General features: G+C 31.1%; 17 protein-coding genes. 4 read left to right on the top strand and 13 right to left on the bottom strand.

The window, feature by feature from the left end; genetic code table 11:
- Positions 1-101: 101 nt before the first annotated feature.
- Genes B3N22_RS18545 through B3N22_RS18535 form a run of 3 tightly spaced genes read right to left on the bottom strand, consistent with a single transcriptional unit; the run spans position 102 to position 1,746 of the window.
- Positions 102-443: a hypothetical protein gene (locus B3N22_RS18545; RefSeq protein ID WP_286909419.1), complete on the bottom strand. Its 342-nt coding sequence runs from the start codon at positions 441-443 to the stop codon at positions 102-104.
- 30 nt (positions 444-473) lie between these two features.
- Entirely contained in the window at positions 474-914 is a 441-nt protein-coding gene (locus B3N22_RS18540; RefSeq protein WP_286909417.1) for a hypothetical protein, read from the bottom strand.
- A gap of 13 nt (positions 915-927) precedes the next feature.
- Positions 928-1,746: a Cof-type HAD-IIB family hydrolase gene (locus B3N22_RS18535; RefSeq protein ID WP_286909415.1), complete on the bottom strand. Its 819-nt coding sequence runs from the start codon at positions 1,744-1,746 to the stop codon at positions 928-930.
- Positions 1,747-1,916: 170 nt separating this feature from the next.
- Here B3N22_RS18535 and B3N22_RS18530 point away from each other — a divergent pair, with 170 nt between their 5' ends.
- Positions 1,917-2,408: a hypothetical protein gene (locus B3N22_RS18530; protein ID WP_286909413.1), complete on the top strand. Its 492-nt coding sequence runs from the start codon at positions 1,917-1,919 to the stop codon at positions 2,406-2,408.
- 52 nt (positions 2,409-2,460) lie between these two features.
- Here the strand turns inward: B3N22_RS18530 and B3N22_RS18525 are convergent, their stop codons facing one another.
- The gene (locus B3N22_RS18525; RefSeq protein ID WP_286909411.1) at positions 2,461-3,597 is read right to left on the bottom strand and encodes an MFS transporter; all 1,137 of its coding nucleotides are present in this window, start codon (positions 3,595-3,597) and stop codon (positions 2,461-2,463) included.
- A gap of 286 nt (positions 3,598-3,883) precedes the next feature.
- On the opposite strand from B3N22_RS18525, the gene B3N22_RS18520 reads away from it, so the two are divergent.
- On the top strand, positions 3,884-4,411 hold the full coding sequence (locus tag B3N22_RS18520; RefSeq protein ID WP_286909408.1) for a nitroreductase family protein: 528 nt from the start codon (positions 3,884-3,886) through the stop codon (positions 4,409-4,411).
- A gap of 49 nt (positions 4,412-4,460) precedes the next feature.
- Here B3N22_RS18520 and B3N22_RS18515 read toward each other — a convergent pair whose 3' ends face one another.
- From B3N22_RS18515 to B3N22_RS18505, 3 genes are all read right to left on the bottom strand, one after another.
- Positions 4,461-5,198, bottom strand: coding sequence for a flagellar motor protein MotB (locus tag B3N22_RS18515; protein ID WP_286909406.1), 738 nt, complete (start codon positions 5,196-5,198; stop codon positions 4,461-4,463).
- Positions 5,199-5,200: 2 nt separating this feature from the next.
- Positions 5,201-5,986 (bottom strand): flagellar motor stator protein MotA, encoded by a 786-nt coding sequence (motA, locus tag B3N22_RS18510; protein ID WP_286909404.1) that lies wholly within the window; start codon positions 5,984-5,986, stop codon positions 5,201-5,203.
- A 238-nt stretch (positions 5,987-6,224) separates the two neighbouring features.
- Positions 6,225-7,181: a helix-turn-helix transcriptional regulator gene (locus B3N22_RS18505; RefSeq protein ID WP_286909402.1), complete on the bottom strand. Its 957-nt coding sequence runs from the start codon at positions 7,179-7,181 to the stop codon at positions 6,225-6,227.
- 104 nt (positions 7,182-7,285) lie between these two features.
- Here B3N22_RS18505 and B3N22_RS18500 point away from each other — a divergent pair, with 104 nt between their 5' ends.
- A complete protein-coding gene (locus B3N22_RS18500; RefSeq protein WP_286909401.1) occupies positions 7,286-8,215 on the top strand; it encodes a Gfo/Idh/MocA family protein in 930 nt (309 codons plus the stop codon).
- 76 nt (positions 8,216-8,291) lie between these two features.
- Here the strand turns inward: B3N22_RS18500 and B3N22_RS18495 are convergent, their stop codons facing one another.
- The gene (locus B3N22_RS18495; RefSeq protein WP_286909400.1) at positions 8,292-10,286 is read right to left on the bottom strand and encodes a fructose-1,6-bisphosphatase; all 1,995 of its coding nucleotides are present in this window, start codon (positions 10,284-10,286) and stop codon (positions 8,292-8,294) included.
- A 227-nt stretch (positions 10,287-10,513) separates the two neighbouring features.
- Between B3N22_RS18495 and B3N22_RS18490 the strand changes: the two genes are divergently transcribed.
- Positions 10,514-11,692 (top strand): iron-containing alcohol dehydrogenase, encoded by a 1,179-nt coding sequence (locus tag B3N22_RS18490; protein WP_286909399.1) that lies wholly within the window; start codon positions 10,514-10,516, stop codon positions 11,690-11,692.
- Positions 11,693-11,777: 85 nt separating this feature from the next.
- On the opposite strand, the gene gabT is transcribed toward B3N22_RS18490, so the two are convergent.
- From gabT to B3N22_RS18465, 5 genes are all read right to left on the bottom strand, one after another.
- Complete coding sequence (gene gabT, locus B3N22_RS18485) at positions 11,778-13,118, bottom strand: 4-aminobutyrate--2-oxoglutarate transaminase (RefSeq protein ID WP_286909398.1); 1,341 nt, start codon at positions 13,116-13,118, stop codon at positions 11,778-11,780.
- 297 nt (positions 13,119-13,415) lie between these two features.
- Positions 13,416-14,630, bottom strand: coding sequence for a PucR family transcriptional regulator (locus B3N22_RS18480; protein ID WP_286909397.1), 1,215 nt, complete (start codon positions 14,628-14,630; stop codon positions 13,416-13,418).
- Positions 14,631-14,740: 110 nt separating this feature from the next.
- Positions 14,741-15,448, bottom strand: a complete 708-nt coding sequence (locus B3N22_RS18475) for an amino acid ABC transporter permease (protein ID WP_286909395.1) — start codon at positions 15,446-15,448, stop codon at positions 14,741-14,743.
- Between the two features lie 49 nt (positions 15,449-15,497).
- Complete coding sequence (locus B3N22_RS18470; protein ID WP_286909393.1) at positions 15,498-16,355, bottom strand: substrate-binding periplasmic protein; 858 nt, start codon at positions 16,353-16,355, stop codon at positions 15,498-15,500.
- A 33-nt stretch (positions 16,356-16,388) separates the two neighbouring features.
- The gene (locus tag B3N22_RS18465) at positions 16,389-17,132 is read right to left on the bottom strand and encodes an amino acid ABC transporter ATP-binding protein (protein ID WP_286909483.1); all 744 of its coding nucleotides are present in this window, start codon (positions 17,130-17,132) and stop codon (positions 16,389-16,391) included.
- Between the last annotated feature and the right edge of the window lie 200 nt (positions 17,133-17,332).

Genomic DNA, 17,332 nt, shown 5'->3' with positions numbered 1-17,332 from the left:
CATGATAACAGATATTTTATTTATTTGATTTCCTGCTTTGCTAACATAAAAGTAGGTTATCTCATAAAATGATATGAAAATCATCTAGAGATAACCTACTATTAAACTTTGTAGATTCTATTCATTACAGCTTCTATTAATGCCACCAATATAATTGCTAATAATAAGAGTATAGAAACATCATTTAGTAGAGCAATAGACACTATGATACAAGTAGATAAAAAAACATAGATATATCCAAATTTTTTTTCATAGCTTCTATCTATTTTAATTAGAATGAGTCCACTAAGTAAATAGAATAACGAAACTAAAAACAAGATTATTTTTATTGAATTATTTTTAGTCAGACTACATGGCATAAAGTTTTTAGTTGCAATTAATTGGATAACCGCAAATAACAAAAGAATATATATGATGTTTCTTATAACATGTACATATTTCACTTTTATACACCCCAAACTTAAATGTACGGTTTAAATATCACCTTTAAAATCTTCCACTATACCTTTAATTCTATCACTTAATAAATCCATTTCTGTATTATTTACTTCAATAGACTTTCTTAGTTCTTTTGCATTTCTTTCAATCACTCTTAAAGTCCTATTAACATTGTTAAGTGCATTGTTTATTTTATCTTGTACCATGATATCTGAAAAGAAATTATCAAAAAAGATATCAGTCATATCACTAAAATCTCCAGATACATATTTCATATCTAAGGATATATTTACATCATTTAATTCTTTTTTGAAGGATTTTACTAGATATTGCACTTCATTTAAAACTCTATTTGCGTTTTCTATATGCCCACGTTTTATCATTGAGGACATTACTCCTCCCCCAAACATATCTAGAGTTCCCCAGCTTTTAGCTGATTCAAATTCTTTTTTTGCCTCTTCAAGAACTTCTATCAAATACATCCCTAACTTACTTAAGTATAAACTTCTCTATAACCTCAGCTAACACACCTTGGTTGTTATCATTTTCACATACATAATCACAAGCTTCTTTCACTCCATCTACTGCATTTCCAGCAGCAACGCTTAACCCTGCAACCTTAAGCATAGACATGTCATTGTAGTTATCTCCAACAGCTATGGTTTCTTCAATTTTAACTCCTACCATTTCTGCCAAATGAATAAGAGCATCTCCCTTATTAACCCCATATTTATTCAATTCTAAATATCTATTTGAAGAATAACTTACACTTATAACTCCATCTGTTATATCTTTCATCCCTTCGCCAATACTCATAAGATATGGAATATCTAAGCTTTGATATATTATCTTAGCAATAGGAGTATCCTTTAAGAAGTCAATTGAGGCTTCCTTTAATTCAACAAATTCGTTATTTTGATTTATGAATCTATTTTTTTCATCTTCATTTAGGTTATATAAATAAACGGTATCTGGGGTATATATGTGAATACATACATCTTTATCAAGTCCATATTTAAATAATTCATCCGCTTTTTCAAAGGAAAGCCCATTAAAAAATAAAGTTTCATTACTGAAATTTTCAATTAAAGCACACCCATTAAAAGAAATAACATACTCATCTTTCTTTTGAAGTAAATCTAAGTCTCTTAATACATTTTGGATAGCCCAGTATCCTCTTCCTGTAGCTGGTACAAACTTTACGCCCATTTCAGTAGCCTTTTTTATAGCTTCCTTATTTCTTTCACAAATTTCATGGTTGTCATTTAGTAAAGTTTCATCTAAATCACTAACTATCATTTTATACATATAACTTCTCCTTAAACACTTTACTTGTTTCTATACTACTAATTTACCACATAATCATAGTAATTCTTTTCTTTTTTTGAAATATACCTTATAATTGTACAGATTTTTAGTATATTTTAATTACTCAAGCTAATTATAAATATATCTTGAAATAAAGTGAGGTAATGCAATTGAAATTCTTTATTCCACTACTTATTAGCTTAAATTTATCAGTAACCCCTGCTCCTGCAAACTTGCCAAGGCAAACAGGCTCTGATGATATTATAAATGCATATGTTTTAGCTTATGAGGCAATGTATACAGGCGATAATGAAAAACGTAGAGACTATATTATATTAGATATGGAATCTGTATATTTTACTGATACTACTTATGAACAAAGACAGCAAGCCATTGAGTACTTTAAAAAATTTAATAAACCAGTTTTAAGTGCCTCTATATTCAAATTACAAGAAATTGGATTAGCGGATAAACGTGGTGAGATTAATAAAATAAGTGCAGATCTATTAATGATAACCTGCGCACAACCCTACACAGATGGCATGATTATTGAAGGTTACAAGTGGACTGGTCCAATTGCTGCATATCAATATAAAATATATCTAAAATTTATAGATAATAAATGGAAAATTGAAAAAGTAGATTTGCTGGGAATATCTTAATGTACATTAAATAAAGAAAGCTAAGTTTTTAGCTTTCTTTATTTTAAAAGTATTAATTCAATTTTTTAAGGTTAAATATAAACAATATATATCCACAGAAACACATAAAAATACAAACCCCAAGGGCTGCTTCTATAGATATGTCTGCTGCTTTTCCAAGAAATACATTCCCACCTGCTCCTACTAAATCTCCAAACATGGAAAATATGGATAACAAAGTGGCTCTATCGATATTATCTATATTTTTATTTTCAATATCCAATATTAGTGGTGATAGGATGGCATAACTCCCGCATATTAAAATTATAGAACCAACAGTTAATATTCCGTTAGATGTAAAAAGAAGCACCACGCAACCAGCTGTTATAAGCATATATAAAAGTTTAATGCTTTTATTTTTTCCGAATCTTTCGCTTAGCTTATACCCTCTAGCAGAACTCAATCTCACAAGCTGAACTATAACTCCAATTAACCCAAAGTATTTAATATCAATTCCACTTTTTAAGTACTGAGATTGATTTAAAAATACACTTACCGCTTGAACTACTTCCCCTATTAAGGCGGCAGAAACCACTAAAATTACGATATTTTTCTTTTTTAAAGCTTTTAATAAACTTTCTTTAAACTTTGGTTTAGTTTCATGTTTAACTTCAACATCTTTTATAAATAAAGTTAAAACCAATGCTAATCCATAAGGTATCATTGTCCAAAAAGCTGTACTATCAATAGATTTCCTTATAAGAAATGGTGATAAAAGCGAAGCAATTAAATACCCTGCCGTTGATGAAGCGTTATATCTTCCAAATACTTTTTCCCCCTCTTCTTCCTTTATGGAAGAATAAATAAGTGCGGAATCACATCCAGAAACACCAGACAAGGCTAAAGCCAAAAGTACTCTTTCAAATAAAAACATTTCAAAAGAATAGGCATTATAAAAAACCACTTTACTTAAAAGATAGACTAGATTTGATATGATTAAGGTCTTTTTATAACCAAACCTATCTCCAAACCAACCCCAAGGAATCTCAAAAATAATAACTAAAATCCATGATATAGATTCTATTAAAAATATATTAGACAAGGATAAATTCCTATTTTCCCTGTAAAGCACAGCCACAGGCCCATAGAAAACAAACCCTTGTAGAAATATAATCCCGTACATAAGATAAATGTTTAATCTTTTATTCAATTTTAATGCACCTCCAAAATTACACGACAAAAAGACCTTCAATGAAAAAGGCTTAAAAATAATTGCAATTCTTTGGTACATTAAATCGGTCTAAACATTCACTTATCTCCTCTTCACTTTATTATACATTTATAATATCACATTAATCTTAAAATTTGTATAGTATCTTTTAGGATACTTACCATTAGAAATACTAGTACTTGTTTATAGAAATTCACATGATTATAATAATCTATATCAAGTTTTTGCTTGAGCAGATATATTATATTGATTGGAGATTTTATTTATGAAAACTATTGAAGCAATTGCCCTTCGTCAATCCACTAGAAGTTATAAACCAGAACAAATCAGTGAAGATGAATTACAAACTCTACTTACTGCTGGATATGCTGCACCAGTTGGGATGGGAGCTTATGACTCTCTTAACTTAACAGTTGTTCAAAAACTAGATTTATTAGCTAAGGTTACTGAAGCTGCTGCTACATTTTATGGTAATCCAAAGGCTAACCCACTATATGGCGCTCCAACATTAATTATTGTATCCTCAACAATTAATGAAAAAGCACCAAGCATTGGACTTGCAAATGGATCATGTATAGTTGAAAACATGAGTTTAGCTGGTACAGATTTAGGATTAGGAAGCGTATACTTAATGGGAGCTGTAATGGCTATAAATACTAATGAAGAACTTTTAAAAGAACTAGCTTTACCTGAAGGTTTTGTTCCTGTTTGTGCTTTAGCAGTAGGATATCCAACTAAACCTCTTGAAGAAAAGTCTAATAAACATCATATAAAAACTAATATAATCAAATAGTTAAAAAATCCCTCTGAGTTTTTTCTCAGAGGGATTTAAATATCTCTTATTAATTTTTAGTAGTTGAACTTTTATCATTATCTACAGGATAATTACGAACTACAAAAATCTCTACTCTTCTATTTTTAGTTCTTCCATCTTCAGTTGAATTATCATACTTAGGCTTATATTCACCATAAGCTCTTGTAGACATATGTGATGGGTTTAAACCACCTACACCCACCATATAATTAAGTACATTTATAGCACGTGAAGAACTTAAGTCTAAATTGGAATCATATTTACTATTTTTTATAGGAACATTATCAGTGTGACCCACAATCTCAATTTCATTATTAAGTGGCTTAAGAGACTTTGCAACTTGATTAAGTAAGGGTTCTACATCTTTAAGTATAGATGCATCTCCCGAATTAAATAACACAGCATCTTGTATTATTATGTTTAATCCTGCACTGTTAAGGTCAACTTTAACCTTATCTGAATAACCACTTGAGGATATTTCTTTTTCTATCATTGCCTTAACATCATTCATTTGATTTTCTTCCATGGTTTCATTAGTAACCACATCATCTACAGAAACCTTATCTCCGCTACCTTCCATTATCCCATTTCCACCACCAAGAACTGAATTAAATCCTTGGCTTACACTCTTTAATTTATCTTGATCTATCTTGCTCATAGCAAACATAACTATAAATAAAGCAAGTAAAAGTGTTAGCATGTCTGAATAAGGAATAAGCCATGTTTCATCTACGTGGTCTTCTTCATGATGTTTTTTCTTAGCCATCCCTATTCTCCTTTACTTTGATTTTCGTATCTCTCTCTATCCTTAGGTTCAAGCATACCAGAAAGCTTTGTTTCAATGCTTTTAGGGTTGTCCCCTGATTGAATAGATAAAATCCCTTCAAGTATTATGTACATTTTCTTAACTTCATCAGCTGATTTTCTTTTAAGTCTAGTTGCAAATGGATGGAAAATTACATATCCAAAGAAGATACCATAAAGTGTTGCAACGAAAGCTGCCGCAATCATATGTGCAAGCTTCTCTGTATCATTTAAGTTTGCAAGAGCACCTATAAGTCCAATAACCGCTCCCAAAACTCCAAGTGTTGGTGCAGAACCTCCCGCAGTTGTAAAAACAGAAGCACCTACACGATGTCTTTCTTCCAAAGAATCAATTTCAATTTCCAAAACTTCTTTTATGTAGTCAGGGTCTATCCCATCAACTACCATTCCTAATCCTTTTTTCAAGAACTTATTGTCCATCTTTTCTATTTCTTGTTCTAAGGATAATAATCCATTTTTTCTAGTAGCCTGAGCCATGGTAACTATTTGACTAACTATTCCTATTGGATCTTCTCCTTGTTTATCACTAAATAAGGCTCCAAATATTTTTGGTATTTTAAGAAAATCCTTTTTAGGAAAAGAGTTCATTACCGCTGCAAATGTACCAACAAGAATTATTATTGCTGCCGCTGGATTTAATAATACTGCAACATCCGCTCCTTTTACAATCATTCCTACAACTATTGCTAAAAGTCCTGTAATAACACCTATAATTAAAAATATATCCATATTATCCCCCTGAATTGCTATTATAACTTACAAAATTAAAATTAATTATATTATAACACTCCAATTTTAAATCAAAAAATCCTTTATCTAATGTATTTTTGTCTAAAATTGCTTACAAAATCTTAATTATATCCTTATAGCTCAACCATAGTACATTATTTGTTCTATTGTTATAACCAAATTAAAAAATATAACACAAACCTAATAATATTTTTAACTTTAATTTACAAAATTTTCTCTATCTATAGTTTTGTATACGTTTCTCCAATTCTTCTTTCGCATAAGCCCTTAGTTCTACAGGGGACATCACTTCTCCATAACCTATAAGTCCTAATATATAGTCCTTGGCATAATCATATTTATATAGATTTATAGTAGCTTTTATATACTCTACCTCTTCTTCCACTTTATAAATCTCAAAGTTCTTTAAAACATCATCGTTAATCTTTTTTATTTTAATAACAACTGGATATTTTTCAACTTCTGATCGACTGTTTATAAATTCCTTGCTACTTTCATTCCAATACTCTTCTAAAGAAAAGCTTCCTGGCAAAACAAATTCCTCTTCCAAAAGACTACATTCAAGTATCCTATCACATTTAAAAGTTCTTATCTCATTACTCTTTTCACAATAACCTATGATGTACCAGTCCATCTGCTTCACAACTATTCCATAAGGTCTTATATCTCTCTTTGATGAACCTCCTTTTTTATTTTCATAGCTAATGTTGATTTTCTTAAGCTTCCATATAGCTTCCATGAGAACATCAAGGGCGTTTATCTTGTTAAAAATTCCCCACCATGGAGTATCATCAACATAAAATCTTTTAGATATGTTGTTTATGTCTTTATTGATTTCAGCTGATAGACCTTTTTTCATTTTTAAAAGCGCATTATTAACCTTCATTGCCATGTCACTTTGTTTATCTGGTTTTATTCCCATTCCATTTAGATATAGGTTAATAAGTTCAGAGGCCTCAAAGTTTTTTATACCAACAGTATACCCTTCTACAAAGTGAATTCCTCCGTTTGGCCCAGTATCTGTTGTTAATGGGATTCCAGCTTCACATAGAGCATCAATGTCTCTATATATGGTTCTAACTGATGTTTCTAACTGATCTGCAAGTTCTTTAGCTTTTATTTTTCCCTTTGCTTCCACCAAAAGCAGTATTGAAATCATTCTATGTAATCTCATGAACATCACCTCATATTTTAAGGTAAATTATAAATTTATGACAATAAGTTGTCAACAATATCTTGTTATACTTAACCTATCAGAAATTGAAAGGGGAACTATTTATGAAAATAGGTATTTTAGGAACAGGTTTTGGAGCTTATCACGCTCAAATTTACAGTAAACTAAAAAATATAGATTCAATTATAATATGGGGAAGAGATGAGGTGAAACTTAGAAATATAAAAAATGATGTAAATATCGAGACAACAACAAATATCACTGATATTCTTGATGACCCTAATATCTTTTTAATAGATATATGTCTTCCAAGTTCATTACACAAAGAATATACTATAGAAGCTTTAAAAAATGGAAAACATGTATTTTGTGAAACCCCCGTAGCATTAACTCTTGAAGATGCTATTTTGATGGAACAAGCTTCTAAAAAGTATAACAAAAAAATCTTTGTAGATATGTTTATAAAGTTTGATGAACCTTATGATATTCTTTATAAGCTTGTAAAAGAAAATAAGTATGGAGAATTAAAAGCTCTACATTTAAAAAGAAAAACACCACCCTTATGGGGCTCTTTAGGTTTAGATGAAATTACAACAAAATTGATGTTACATGAATTTGATTTTGCTACTTGGCTCTTAGGCCCATCAGATGATATTCTATCAACCTCAACCCAAAAAGATAAAGATAAGGCCCATGTAGAAACTATCATGAACTATGAAAACTCCTTTGTTGAAATTCAATGTTCTTCCATGATGCCAGAATATCATCCTTTTACAACCTCTTATGAAGCTATATTTGAAAATGGAACCTTAGAATATTTAGAAAACGGATATTATAATAGAACAGAAAAGTCTTTAAAGCTATTCACTGATGACTGTCAGCAAGAAATCGAACTTTCTGAAGTTGATTGTTACGAAAGTGCAATCAAACATGTACTTGAGTGTATAGAAAAAGATGTACCAAGTAAGCTAAGTATTGATGATGCTATAATTTCATTAGAAACAGCACTTAAGGTTAAAGAAATCATATCATAATTCTGATAGGCCTTTACTTAAGAATTAGGCCCATCACACTAACTTATTTAATAAATTTTGTGATGGGCCTAATTACTTATTTACTTTTCTCTTTTATAAGTCCATTTTTATAGGCATATAAAAGCATGTTTAAATCACTTATCTGTTCATTAAGTTCGACTCCTATATCTGTATCTCTTACTCTTTGCCTTAGTTTAGCAGTTTCTAAGATAACTCTAGAGGATAATATATCAGTTTCTTCTTTGATAGCTTTTTCAGTAGATTCAAAAGGTTCATGAGAAACTAATAAAAGTCCAAAGGAGTTATATATCAAAGTGTATCCTGCTATTCCTGTCTTTTCTTGATAACTTTTAGAAAAACCACCATCAATGACAAGAAGTTTTCCATTTGCCTTAATAGGGCTTTCCCCTTTTATTCCTTCAACTGGTACATGTCCATTTATTATGTGATAGTTTTCTCCTTTAAGACCAAACTCAGCTGCAATATTATCACATAGAAATTCTTCATCTCTATATTTATAATAGTAGTTTTTCTCTTCTTTATGAGTTTTCTTATCCTTAAGAAAATATCTCTCAAAGGTAGCCATTTTATTTTTCCCAAACAAAGGAGAATTTTCTCCTATCCAAAGGTACCACATTATATCCATTCCATAGGATTTTCTTTCATTATCATCTTTATTAAAATATCCTTCTCTAGCTAGGGTATCAAACTTATCTAATAGATCTTTTCCCTTGTATACTCCACCATCTATTTCAACAGCCTTAAAATCTCCTTCTTCATCTAAAGGTATACATCCATGATACAACAAATTACAGTTGAATTTTAAATACATGCTACCTTTAGCAAACAAAAATCTTATATGCCTATTTAGTTTCTCGCTATTTATAAAAGAATGTGTAAGTTTATTTATAAGTTCCTCTTCCTCAAGAGTAAGTTTATAAGGATTGTCCTTATCTATCGTTGGAAAAAAGCTATCTATAAGCTCATATTCTTCCCCCTCAAGTTCAAGTTTACCATTAGCGAAATTAATATTATTAAGAATAAGCCTATCATCCATCTTAAACTCTTTTCTTCTTTCTATAATTTCTCCTTCTAGTTTAAACTGAATTACACTTATAGCTTTATGCATCTTTGAGATAAGTACTGCTTCTTTATTACTATATTCCCTGCTGCATTCAAAGGTTGGTATAAATCTTTCACAGGGATCATCTTTGTAATACTCAATTGCAAAGGTAGCAAGTGGCAATAAATTAATTCCATAACCATCTTCTAAAGTATCTAGATTCGCATATTTCGCTGATATTCTAAGAACATTTGCAACACATGCCCTAGAGCCTGAAGCTGCCCCCATCCATAAAATATCATGGTTTCCCCATTGAATATCCACAGAATGATATTTTTCTAAAGTATCTAATATTATATCCGCTCCTGGTCCTCTATCAAAAATATCTCCTATTATATGTAGCCTGTCTATAACAAGCCTTTGTATAAGATTAGAAAGTGCTATGATGAAATCTCTAGCCTTATCTATATCTATTATAGTTTTTATGATTTCTTTATAATAAGCATCTTTATCTTCTTTATTTTGATGTTCATGTAAAAGCTCTTCTATTATATATGAAAACTCTTTAGGAAGTGCTTTTCTAACCTTAGAACGAGTATACTTTAAAGATACAGTTCTACATAGTTCAATTAATCTATATAGAGTTATTCTATACCAGTCATCAACATTCTCTTCTTGCTCTAATATAATATCTAGTTTCTGCTCAGGATAGTATATTAAAGTTGCCAAGCTTCGTTTATCACTTTCCCTTAAGGTTTCTCCAAATATATCATCTAATTTTCTCTTTATTACTCCTGAAGCGTTTTTTAATATATGCTTTAGAGCCTCATTTTCTCCATGAACATCTGTAATAAAATGTTCTGTTCCTTTAGGTAGGTTTAAAATAGCCTTTAAGTTAATTATTTCGGTGCTTGCTGCATTTATTGTTGGGTATTGTTCTGCTAATAAGTTCAGATATCTTATATTTTTTATTACATTTTCTTTATTTATCTGCAATTCCTTATTCACAAAATCACTCCTAATTCACAATTAGTATATCACATATACATTTATGCTATATTATTAAAGTTTAATAACAATATCTTACTACGTTCACCTTTTAAAAACAACATTTACTGGAAATTGTAACTTTTTATTTACCACGTTGTTTATTTTCATGAACCATCTTAATGAAACTTTACTTTATATGTTAAAATAGTATTATACTTATTAGATATTAAAAGGAGTTGTTTTATATGCAAGATTTTAATTTTTACACACCTACTCAAGTTGTTTTTGGTAAAAAAGGTGAAGATAAGGTAGGAGAACTAGTTAAAGCCCTAAATTGTAAAAAGGTATTAGTTCACTTTGGAGGAAATAGTGCCAAGAAATCTGGTTTATTAGATAGAGTTTTTGATTCTTTAACCCAATCAGGAATCGATTACGTAAGTCTTGGAGGTGTAGTTCCAAATCCTAGACTTTCTAAAGTTTATGAAGGTATCGATTTATGTAAAAAAGAAAATGTTGATTTTATTTTAGCTATTGGCGGAGGAAGTGTTATAGACTCCGCTAAAGCAATTGGTTATGGTATGGCAAATGATTGTGACGTGTGGGATTTTTATATGAAAAAAGCTGTTCCAACAGGCTGCCTACCTATAGGAACTATACTTACTTTGTCTGCTGCAGGTAGTGAAATGAGTAATTCTTCTGTAATAACTAACGAAGAAGGATGGCTTAAGAGAGGCTGCAATTCAGACTACTGTCGCCCAAAATTTGCAATAATGAATCCTGAGTTAACATATACACTTCCACCATATCAAACAGCTAGTGGTTCTACAGATATTCTTATGCATACCATGGAGCGTTACTTTACTCAAGGTGGAACTATGGAACTTACTGATGGTATAAGTGAAGCTCTTATGAGAACAGTAATTAATAATTCCAAAATACTTATGAAAGATCCAACTAACTATGAAGCACGTGCTGAAGTTATGTGGGCTGGAAGTCTTTCTCATAATGGATTAACAGGTTGTGGTTCTATAGGTGATTGGGCTTGCCATCAATTAGAACATGAACTAGGTGGAATGTTTGACGTAGCTCATGGTGCTGGATTAGCTGCTGTTTGGGGAAGCTGGGCAAGATATGTTTATAAATATAACGTAGCTCGTTTTGCTCAGTTTGCTGTAAATGTTCTTGGAGTTCCTAATGATTTTTCTGACCAAGAAAAAACTGCTTTAGCTGGTATTGAAGCTATGGAAGCTTACTATAAATCAATAGATATGCCTATTTCTATAAAAGAACTTGGTGTTGAGCTTAATGATGAACAAATTCACGAGCTTGCTTATAAATGCAGCTTCCAAAAAACTAGAACTATTGGAGGCGTAAAAGCATTAAATATGGAAGACATAATAGAAATCTATAAAATGGCTAGATAGTTAATATAAAAGAGTTAATAGTGATTGTTGAAAATCCTTCACTATTAACTCTCTTAATTATCAATATAAAATGAGTGCAATGAAACTATAGACATTCATAAATAGATTCTTCTAAAACATCCATCCCATATTTAACCTGTTCATCGGTCATAACTAATGGCGGTAAAAATCGAATTACATTTCCTAAAATTCCTGCATTTAAAAATATAACTCCTTTTTTATAACACTTTCCGATTATCTCTTTTACTAAAGCTGAGGCTGGCTCTTTTGTTTCTTTATCTTTTACAAGTTCTATTGCCATCATGGAACCTAGTCCTCTAACATCACCAATTACATCGTATTTTTCTCTCATGTCACTTAGTCTTTTGTGCATATATTCTCCAAGTTTTTGTGACTTTTCACATAGGTTTTCTTTTTCTATTTTTTCTATTACTTTAAGGGCAGCTATACATCCAAGTGGACTTCCAGAATAAGTTCCCCCTATGCCTCCAACACAAGCAGAATCCATTATTTCTTTCTTTCCTACTACTGCACTTAAAGGAATTCCTGCTGCAATGGATTTTGATAAAGTTATTAAATCTGGCTCTATTCCATAATGTTCATAGGCAAACATCTTTCCTGTTCTTCCAAAACCAGCTTGAATCTCATCTACTATAAAAACTATATTATTGTCATTACAGATTTTTTGAAGTTCCTTCATGTACCTTGCTTGTGGAACTACGAAACCACCTTCCCCTTGTAAGGGTTCAACTATAAGGCAAGCTATCATATCTGGAGAAAGTGTTGTTTTCAGCATACTTTTTAAGCTATCTATACATTCCTCAACATACTCTTCTTCTGAAACCCCAAATGGTGCTCTATAAGCATAAGGAAACTCAAACTTATAAGTTTCTGGTGCAAATGGACCAAATCCATTTTTGTATGGCTTGTATTTACTTGTTATAGACATAGTCATGTTGGTACGTCCATGGAAAGAACCTGTAGCTGATAATATTCCTGTTTTCTTAGTGTAGGTTCTAGCAAGTTTTATTGCATTTTCTACTGCCTCTGCTCCACTATTTGCAAACATAACCTTCTTCTCATAATCACCAACTGTTATTTCAGTTAACTTCTTTGCCAAAGCTCCATAAGATTCATAAGTCACTACATTGTAGCCTGGATGTATATATTTTTCTATTTGTTCTTTTAAAGCATCAACAACCTCTTCATCGCAATGCCCAACATTTTGAACCCCAATAGCTGCTGCAAAATCTAAAAATACATTTCCATCAACATCTTTAATTAAAGCTCCTTTTGCTTCTTCAATAGCTATATCCGTGGATACAGATACGCCGTCAGCTACATACTTTTTTCTCTCCTCCAAGATCTCCTTTGATTTAGGTCCTGGTATTTCGGTTACTATTTTTACGTTTAATTCCTCTATCATAAATAAGTCCTCCTAACAATGATAATCAAAAAAAAATGAGAGCCCATGTTAACTAACATGAAGACTCCCTTGTCCCTAATGGTTCAATTTAACTTATATTTATCTGATGTCTAGCCACTGTAACTCTCCCCTATTAAAATGGGAGATAACAGGGGCACGACCCTAGATAAGTTCNNAGTTCAACTAACCTTCAGTGGGAGATTAAAACTCCCTCTGAAGCTAAGTTTCACTTATATTCTAATACTTTCACTTTCATATTTCTATGTCCAAGTCCCATAAGCTTTTTGTCTATATTGGCTAAAGCATCTTTTGTATGTTTAGTGCTATTCTCACTTTCATACAATCATTAAAGTTGTGCAAATCACAATTTAATAATTCTTCTATTTTTTTAATCTTATACTTAAGAGTATTTCTATGCAGAAATAACTTCTCTGCAGTAACTGTTATATTACAGTTTTCATTTAAATAAGTATCTAATATCTCAATTAAATCTTTATCTTTGTTATCTTTACTGCTGATTGCTCCTAGGGTATCTCTAAAGTAATTTTCTAAAACATGTTTGTTTTTAATATTAAATAAAAGAGAATAAACTCCCGCATCTTTATATTTTATTACAGTATTATTAAGTCCTTCACATTTTAAGCTATCAATAGCTATCTCAGCTTCATTTAATGACTGCTTCATCATTTTTAAATCCTTATACGGATTCCCAATACCTGCACTTACAGTAATTCCATCAATACGTTTGTGAATTAACTGCTGAATTTCTATTAAAGCCTTCTCCACTCTTTTCATAAAGTTTTCTTCTGACTTTGCAAAAAAGATAACAGAATCATCCTTATCTATTATTGGAACCTTTAGTGCGTGTTTTTCTAATACATCTTGTACTAATTTTCTGAAAGTTACTTTAAGTTTAGATATACTAACTTCATCATCTAAATCTTTTAACTTCAAATACTTTTCAAATCCATCTATATCTATGACACATATACAACATTCCCCTGATAAATTGTACCCAAAATAGGCAGCCTTTTGTATAGCATCCCCTTCTAATTCTCCATCTCCAAAAAGTATATTGCTTAAAAAGTGAGTAAGAGAATTTTCTTCTATACGAGACAGAACAATTGCGTTACTTATTTCTCTTGAAACCTCAACTAGCTTTACCGCCCAAGGAAGTTCAAACAAAGGCATTCCTAGTTTATTTGCAAGTTCAATAGCTTCACTTGGCACAGTTTTTATATAAGGTCCAACATTTACTACTAGTCCTGCTCCATTTCTTTCATCAATACCCTTTATAAAATCTAATAACATCTCAGTATTATCCTTAATACCAACCCCAGTTATAAAGATAATCTCTCCCCCTTGAAGCCACTTAATTCCTTCTAATGGGTTTTCAAAACATTCCGCTACATATATCCATTCTACACACTTCTCAAGTCCAGTTTCCCCTCCAACAATTTGAAGAGTTTTTAATGAATCTAATTTAAGTATATCTCTCACAGAAATTGACACAACATCCACCCTATTTCATAATTTATTTTAAGAAATCACCATTTACTTATATTATTTTTATCATATATTTATATATAAAAATACCCTTTTAGGTAATTTCTTTAATAAATTTAGCTGAATTTCTGCATCCTTTTTTCTAGCATTTTAACCAACTGAGAAAGAGGTAGGCTTAAAATAAGATATGCTACTGCTAAAAGCGTATAAGATTCAATTGTCAAAAATGATTGTGACGCATAACTTTGAGTTCGTAGAAGTAATTCACTAACTGCAACATAAGCTAAAAGTGATGTATCCTTTAACATCATAACCAAATAATTACCGAATACAGGAACAACATTTCTAAGCGCTTGAGGAATTATTATTCTTACTAATAGCTGTGTGTTAGTAAGACCAAGCGCTAAAGCTGCCTCAGTTTGTCCAATCTCTATTGCAAGTATTGAAGATCTTATTACTTCTGATATATAACATCCATAGTTTATTCCAAGTCCCAAAATCCCTGCTGTTAATGAGCTTATCCTAAACTGATACCCAGGATTCCAAAACTGTACAATCATTGATATCAATAAAGGTACAACATAATACATATATACTAGTTGTACTAAAAGCGGTGTTCCTCTTATAAACTCCAAAATCACAGTTAAAATGCCTCTTAATATCTTAAATTTACTTATACGCCCAATTGCTATAAATAATCCTAATATCATTGCCAGTAAAAAACCAAATATAGTCGCCTGCAAAACAATCCATAAACCATCAATTAATGAAGGCACTAAATACTTAAATGCAGTATAAAAATCTAAGTTAGCTAAAATATCCATATAAGTTACCTCCTCTTTCTAAAAAAGAATCCAAAAGGATTCTTTTTTATTATTTACTCTGACCATCTTCCACTGAAACAAAATAATCTTTGTTCATTCCATACTTCTCAAGTAATTTAAGTACTGTTCCATCTTCTTTCATCTCATCAAGCTTTTCATTAACTGCATCTGCTAAACTTGTATCATCTTTTCTAACAGCAGCTGCTACCATTCCTGAAGCTTCTGCTTCATATGGAGATAAGATCTTTAAACTAAGACTGCTGTCTTGTGATAATGTGTATCCTGCAACCATACCATCTGTTATACATGCATCAATTTTTCCAGTGTTAACAGCTAACATAAGTTCAGATTGACTACCAAATACCTTAACTTCTTTTACTTGACCTGCTTGTTGCCATTTTTGAGCTGTTTCTAGGAAGGCTGTTCCCTTTTGTCCACCCAAAACTAAATTTTTCAAATCATCTTTACTAGTGACTTTAGAATCTTTAGGTATAACTATAGCTTCACCTTCTTTGTACCATATGTTTGTAAACAAGGCTAACTTCTTGCGTTCTTCTTTAACATACATTCCGTCTGTTACCATATCAACAGAGTTATTATTTAACTCAACTAAAAGATTTTCAAAAGGTATCTGCTTCATTTCAACTTTATTAATTCCAAGTCTTTTTGCAATTTCTTTAATTATTTCAGCATCAATACCACTAAACTCATTTGTCTTTGCATCAATAAAAGCAAATGGTGCATCATTTGAAGATGCTACTGTAAGAACCCCTTTTTCTTTTATTGTAGTTAAAGTATCCTTTTTCCCACTACTTGCTGCTGTGGACTTTCCACCACATCCTGTCATTACCGAAACTGAACTTATTAACGCAAGAATAACTAATAATTTTTTATATCCCCTTTTCATATACATTCCCCTTTTTATGTTTATTTTTAAAGCCTAAGCTTCTAAAGCAAAATCACTTAATACTCTTGATAAAAACTCTTTTGTTCTTTTGTGTTTTGGTTCTGTAAACATGTCTTTTGGATTTCCTTCCTCAACTATATATCCTTTTTCCATAAATATAACCCTATCTGATACATCTCTTGCAAAACCCATTTCGTGAGTTACAACCACCATTGTCATTCCATCTTTAGCTAATCTTTTCATAACATCTAATACATCTCCAACAAGTTCTGGGTCTAGTGCAGAAGTTGGTTCATCAAATAAAAGCATTTTAGGCTCCATTGCAAGTGCTCTAGCTATAGCAACCCTCTGCTGTTGTCCTACTGATAAAGTTTTCGGATATGCTTCTGCTTTATCCTTTAATCCTACTCTATCTAAAAGTTCAAGTGCATAGGCTCTTGCTTCTTTTTTACTTTTTCTTTTTGTAAGAACTGGTGCAAGCATAACATTTTCTAAAACTGTATATAAAGGAAATAGATTAAATCTCTGAAATACCATACCTACCTCTTCTCTAAGACTTCTGCTATCAATACCCATATCAAGAACATTGTTACCATTATAATAAAGCTTTCCATCGTTAGGTATTTCAAGTAAATTAAGACATCTTAATAATGTACTTTTACCTGATCCTGATGGGCCTATTATGCATACTACTTCCCCTTCTTGTATATCCAAACTTATATCCTTCAAAACTTCTAAATCACCAAATTTTTTAGATAATCCTAAAATGTTATACATCATTTTATCACCCTCCAACTCAAATAAAAAAGGTGCACTGATTTCTAATTTCAGTGTACCTTTGCATTTAAAATTTACTTATTTATATTCTTTTATTTATAATCTTATCTATCAGATAAATGTATATTATCATATTTCTAATCTCTAAGTCTATTTACTTTACTGACAATATTTTAGTGCAGTATGAACAATATATTTTA

It is taken from the genome of Clostridium sp. UBA1652 (genome assembly GCF_002320975.1).
Classification (GTDB): Bacteria; Bacillota; Clostridia; order Clostridiales; family Clostridiaceae; genus Clostridium_T; species Clostridium_T intestinale.
Note: the sequence above shows the minus strand (reverse complement) of the source record. Positions and strands in the feature narration are given on the sequence as shown.

Bases quoted from the DNA above. Each gene is read 5' to 3' on its own strand.
- B3N22_RS18470 (WP_286909393.1), bottom strand. From the start codon at position 16,355: ATGAAAAGGGGATATAAAAAATTATTAGTTATTCTTGCGTTAATAAGT.
- B3N22_RS18505 (WP_286909402.1), bottom strand. From the start codon at position 7,181: ATGAGATTACATAGAATGATTTCAATACTGCTTTTGGTGGAAGCAAAG.
- B3N22_RS18520 (WP_286909408.1), top strand. From the start codon at position 3,884: ATGAAAACTATTGAAGCAATTGCCCTTCGTCAATCCACTAGAAGTTAT.
- B3N22_RS18535 (WP_286909415.1), bottom strand. From the start codon at position 1,746: ATGTATAAAATGATAGTTAGTGATTTAGATGAAACTTTACTAAATGAC.
- B3N22_RS18515 (WP_286909406.1), bottom strand. From the start codon at position 5,198: ATGGCTAAGAAAAAACATCATGAAGAAGACCACGTAGATGAAACATGG.
- gabT (WP_286909398.1), bottom strand. From the start codon at position 13,118: ATGATAGAGGAATTAAACGTAAAAATAGTAACCGAAATACCAGGACCT.
- B3N22_RS18465 (WP_286909483.1), bottom strand. From the start codon at position 17,132: ATGTATAACATTTTAGGATTATCTAAAAAATTTGGTGATTTAGAAGTT.
- motA (WP_286909404.1), bottom strand. From the start codon at position 5,986: ATGGATATATTTTTAATTATAGGTGTTATTACAGGACTTTTAGCAATA.
- B3N22_RS18490 (WP_286909399.1), top strand. From the start codon at position 10,514: ATGCAAGATTTTAATTTTTACACACCTACTCAAGTTGTTTTTGGTAAA.
- B3N22_RS18475 (WP_286909395.1), bottom strand. From the start codon at position 15,448: ATGGATATTTTAGCTAACTTAGATTTTTATACTGCATTTAAGTATTTA.
- B3N22_RS18500 (WP_286909401.1), top strand. From the start codon at position 7,286: ATGAAAATAGGTATTTTAGGAACAGGTTTTGGAGCTTATCACGCTCAA.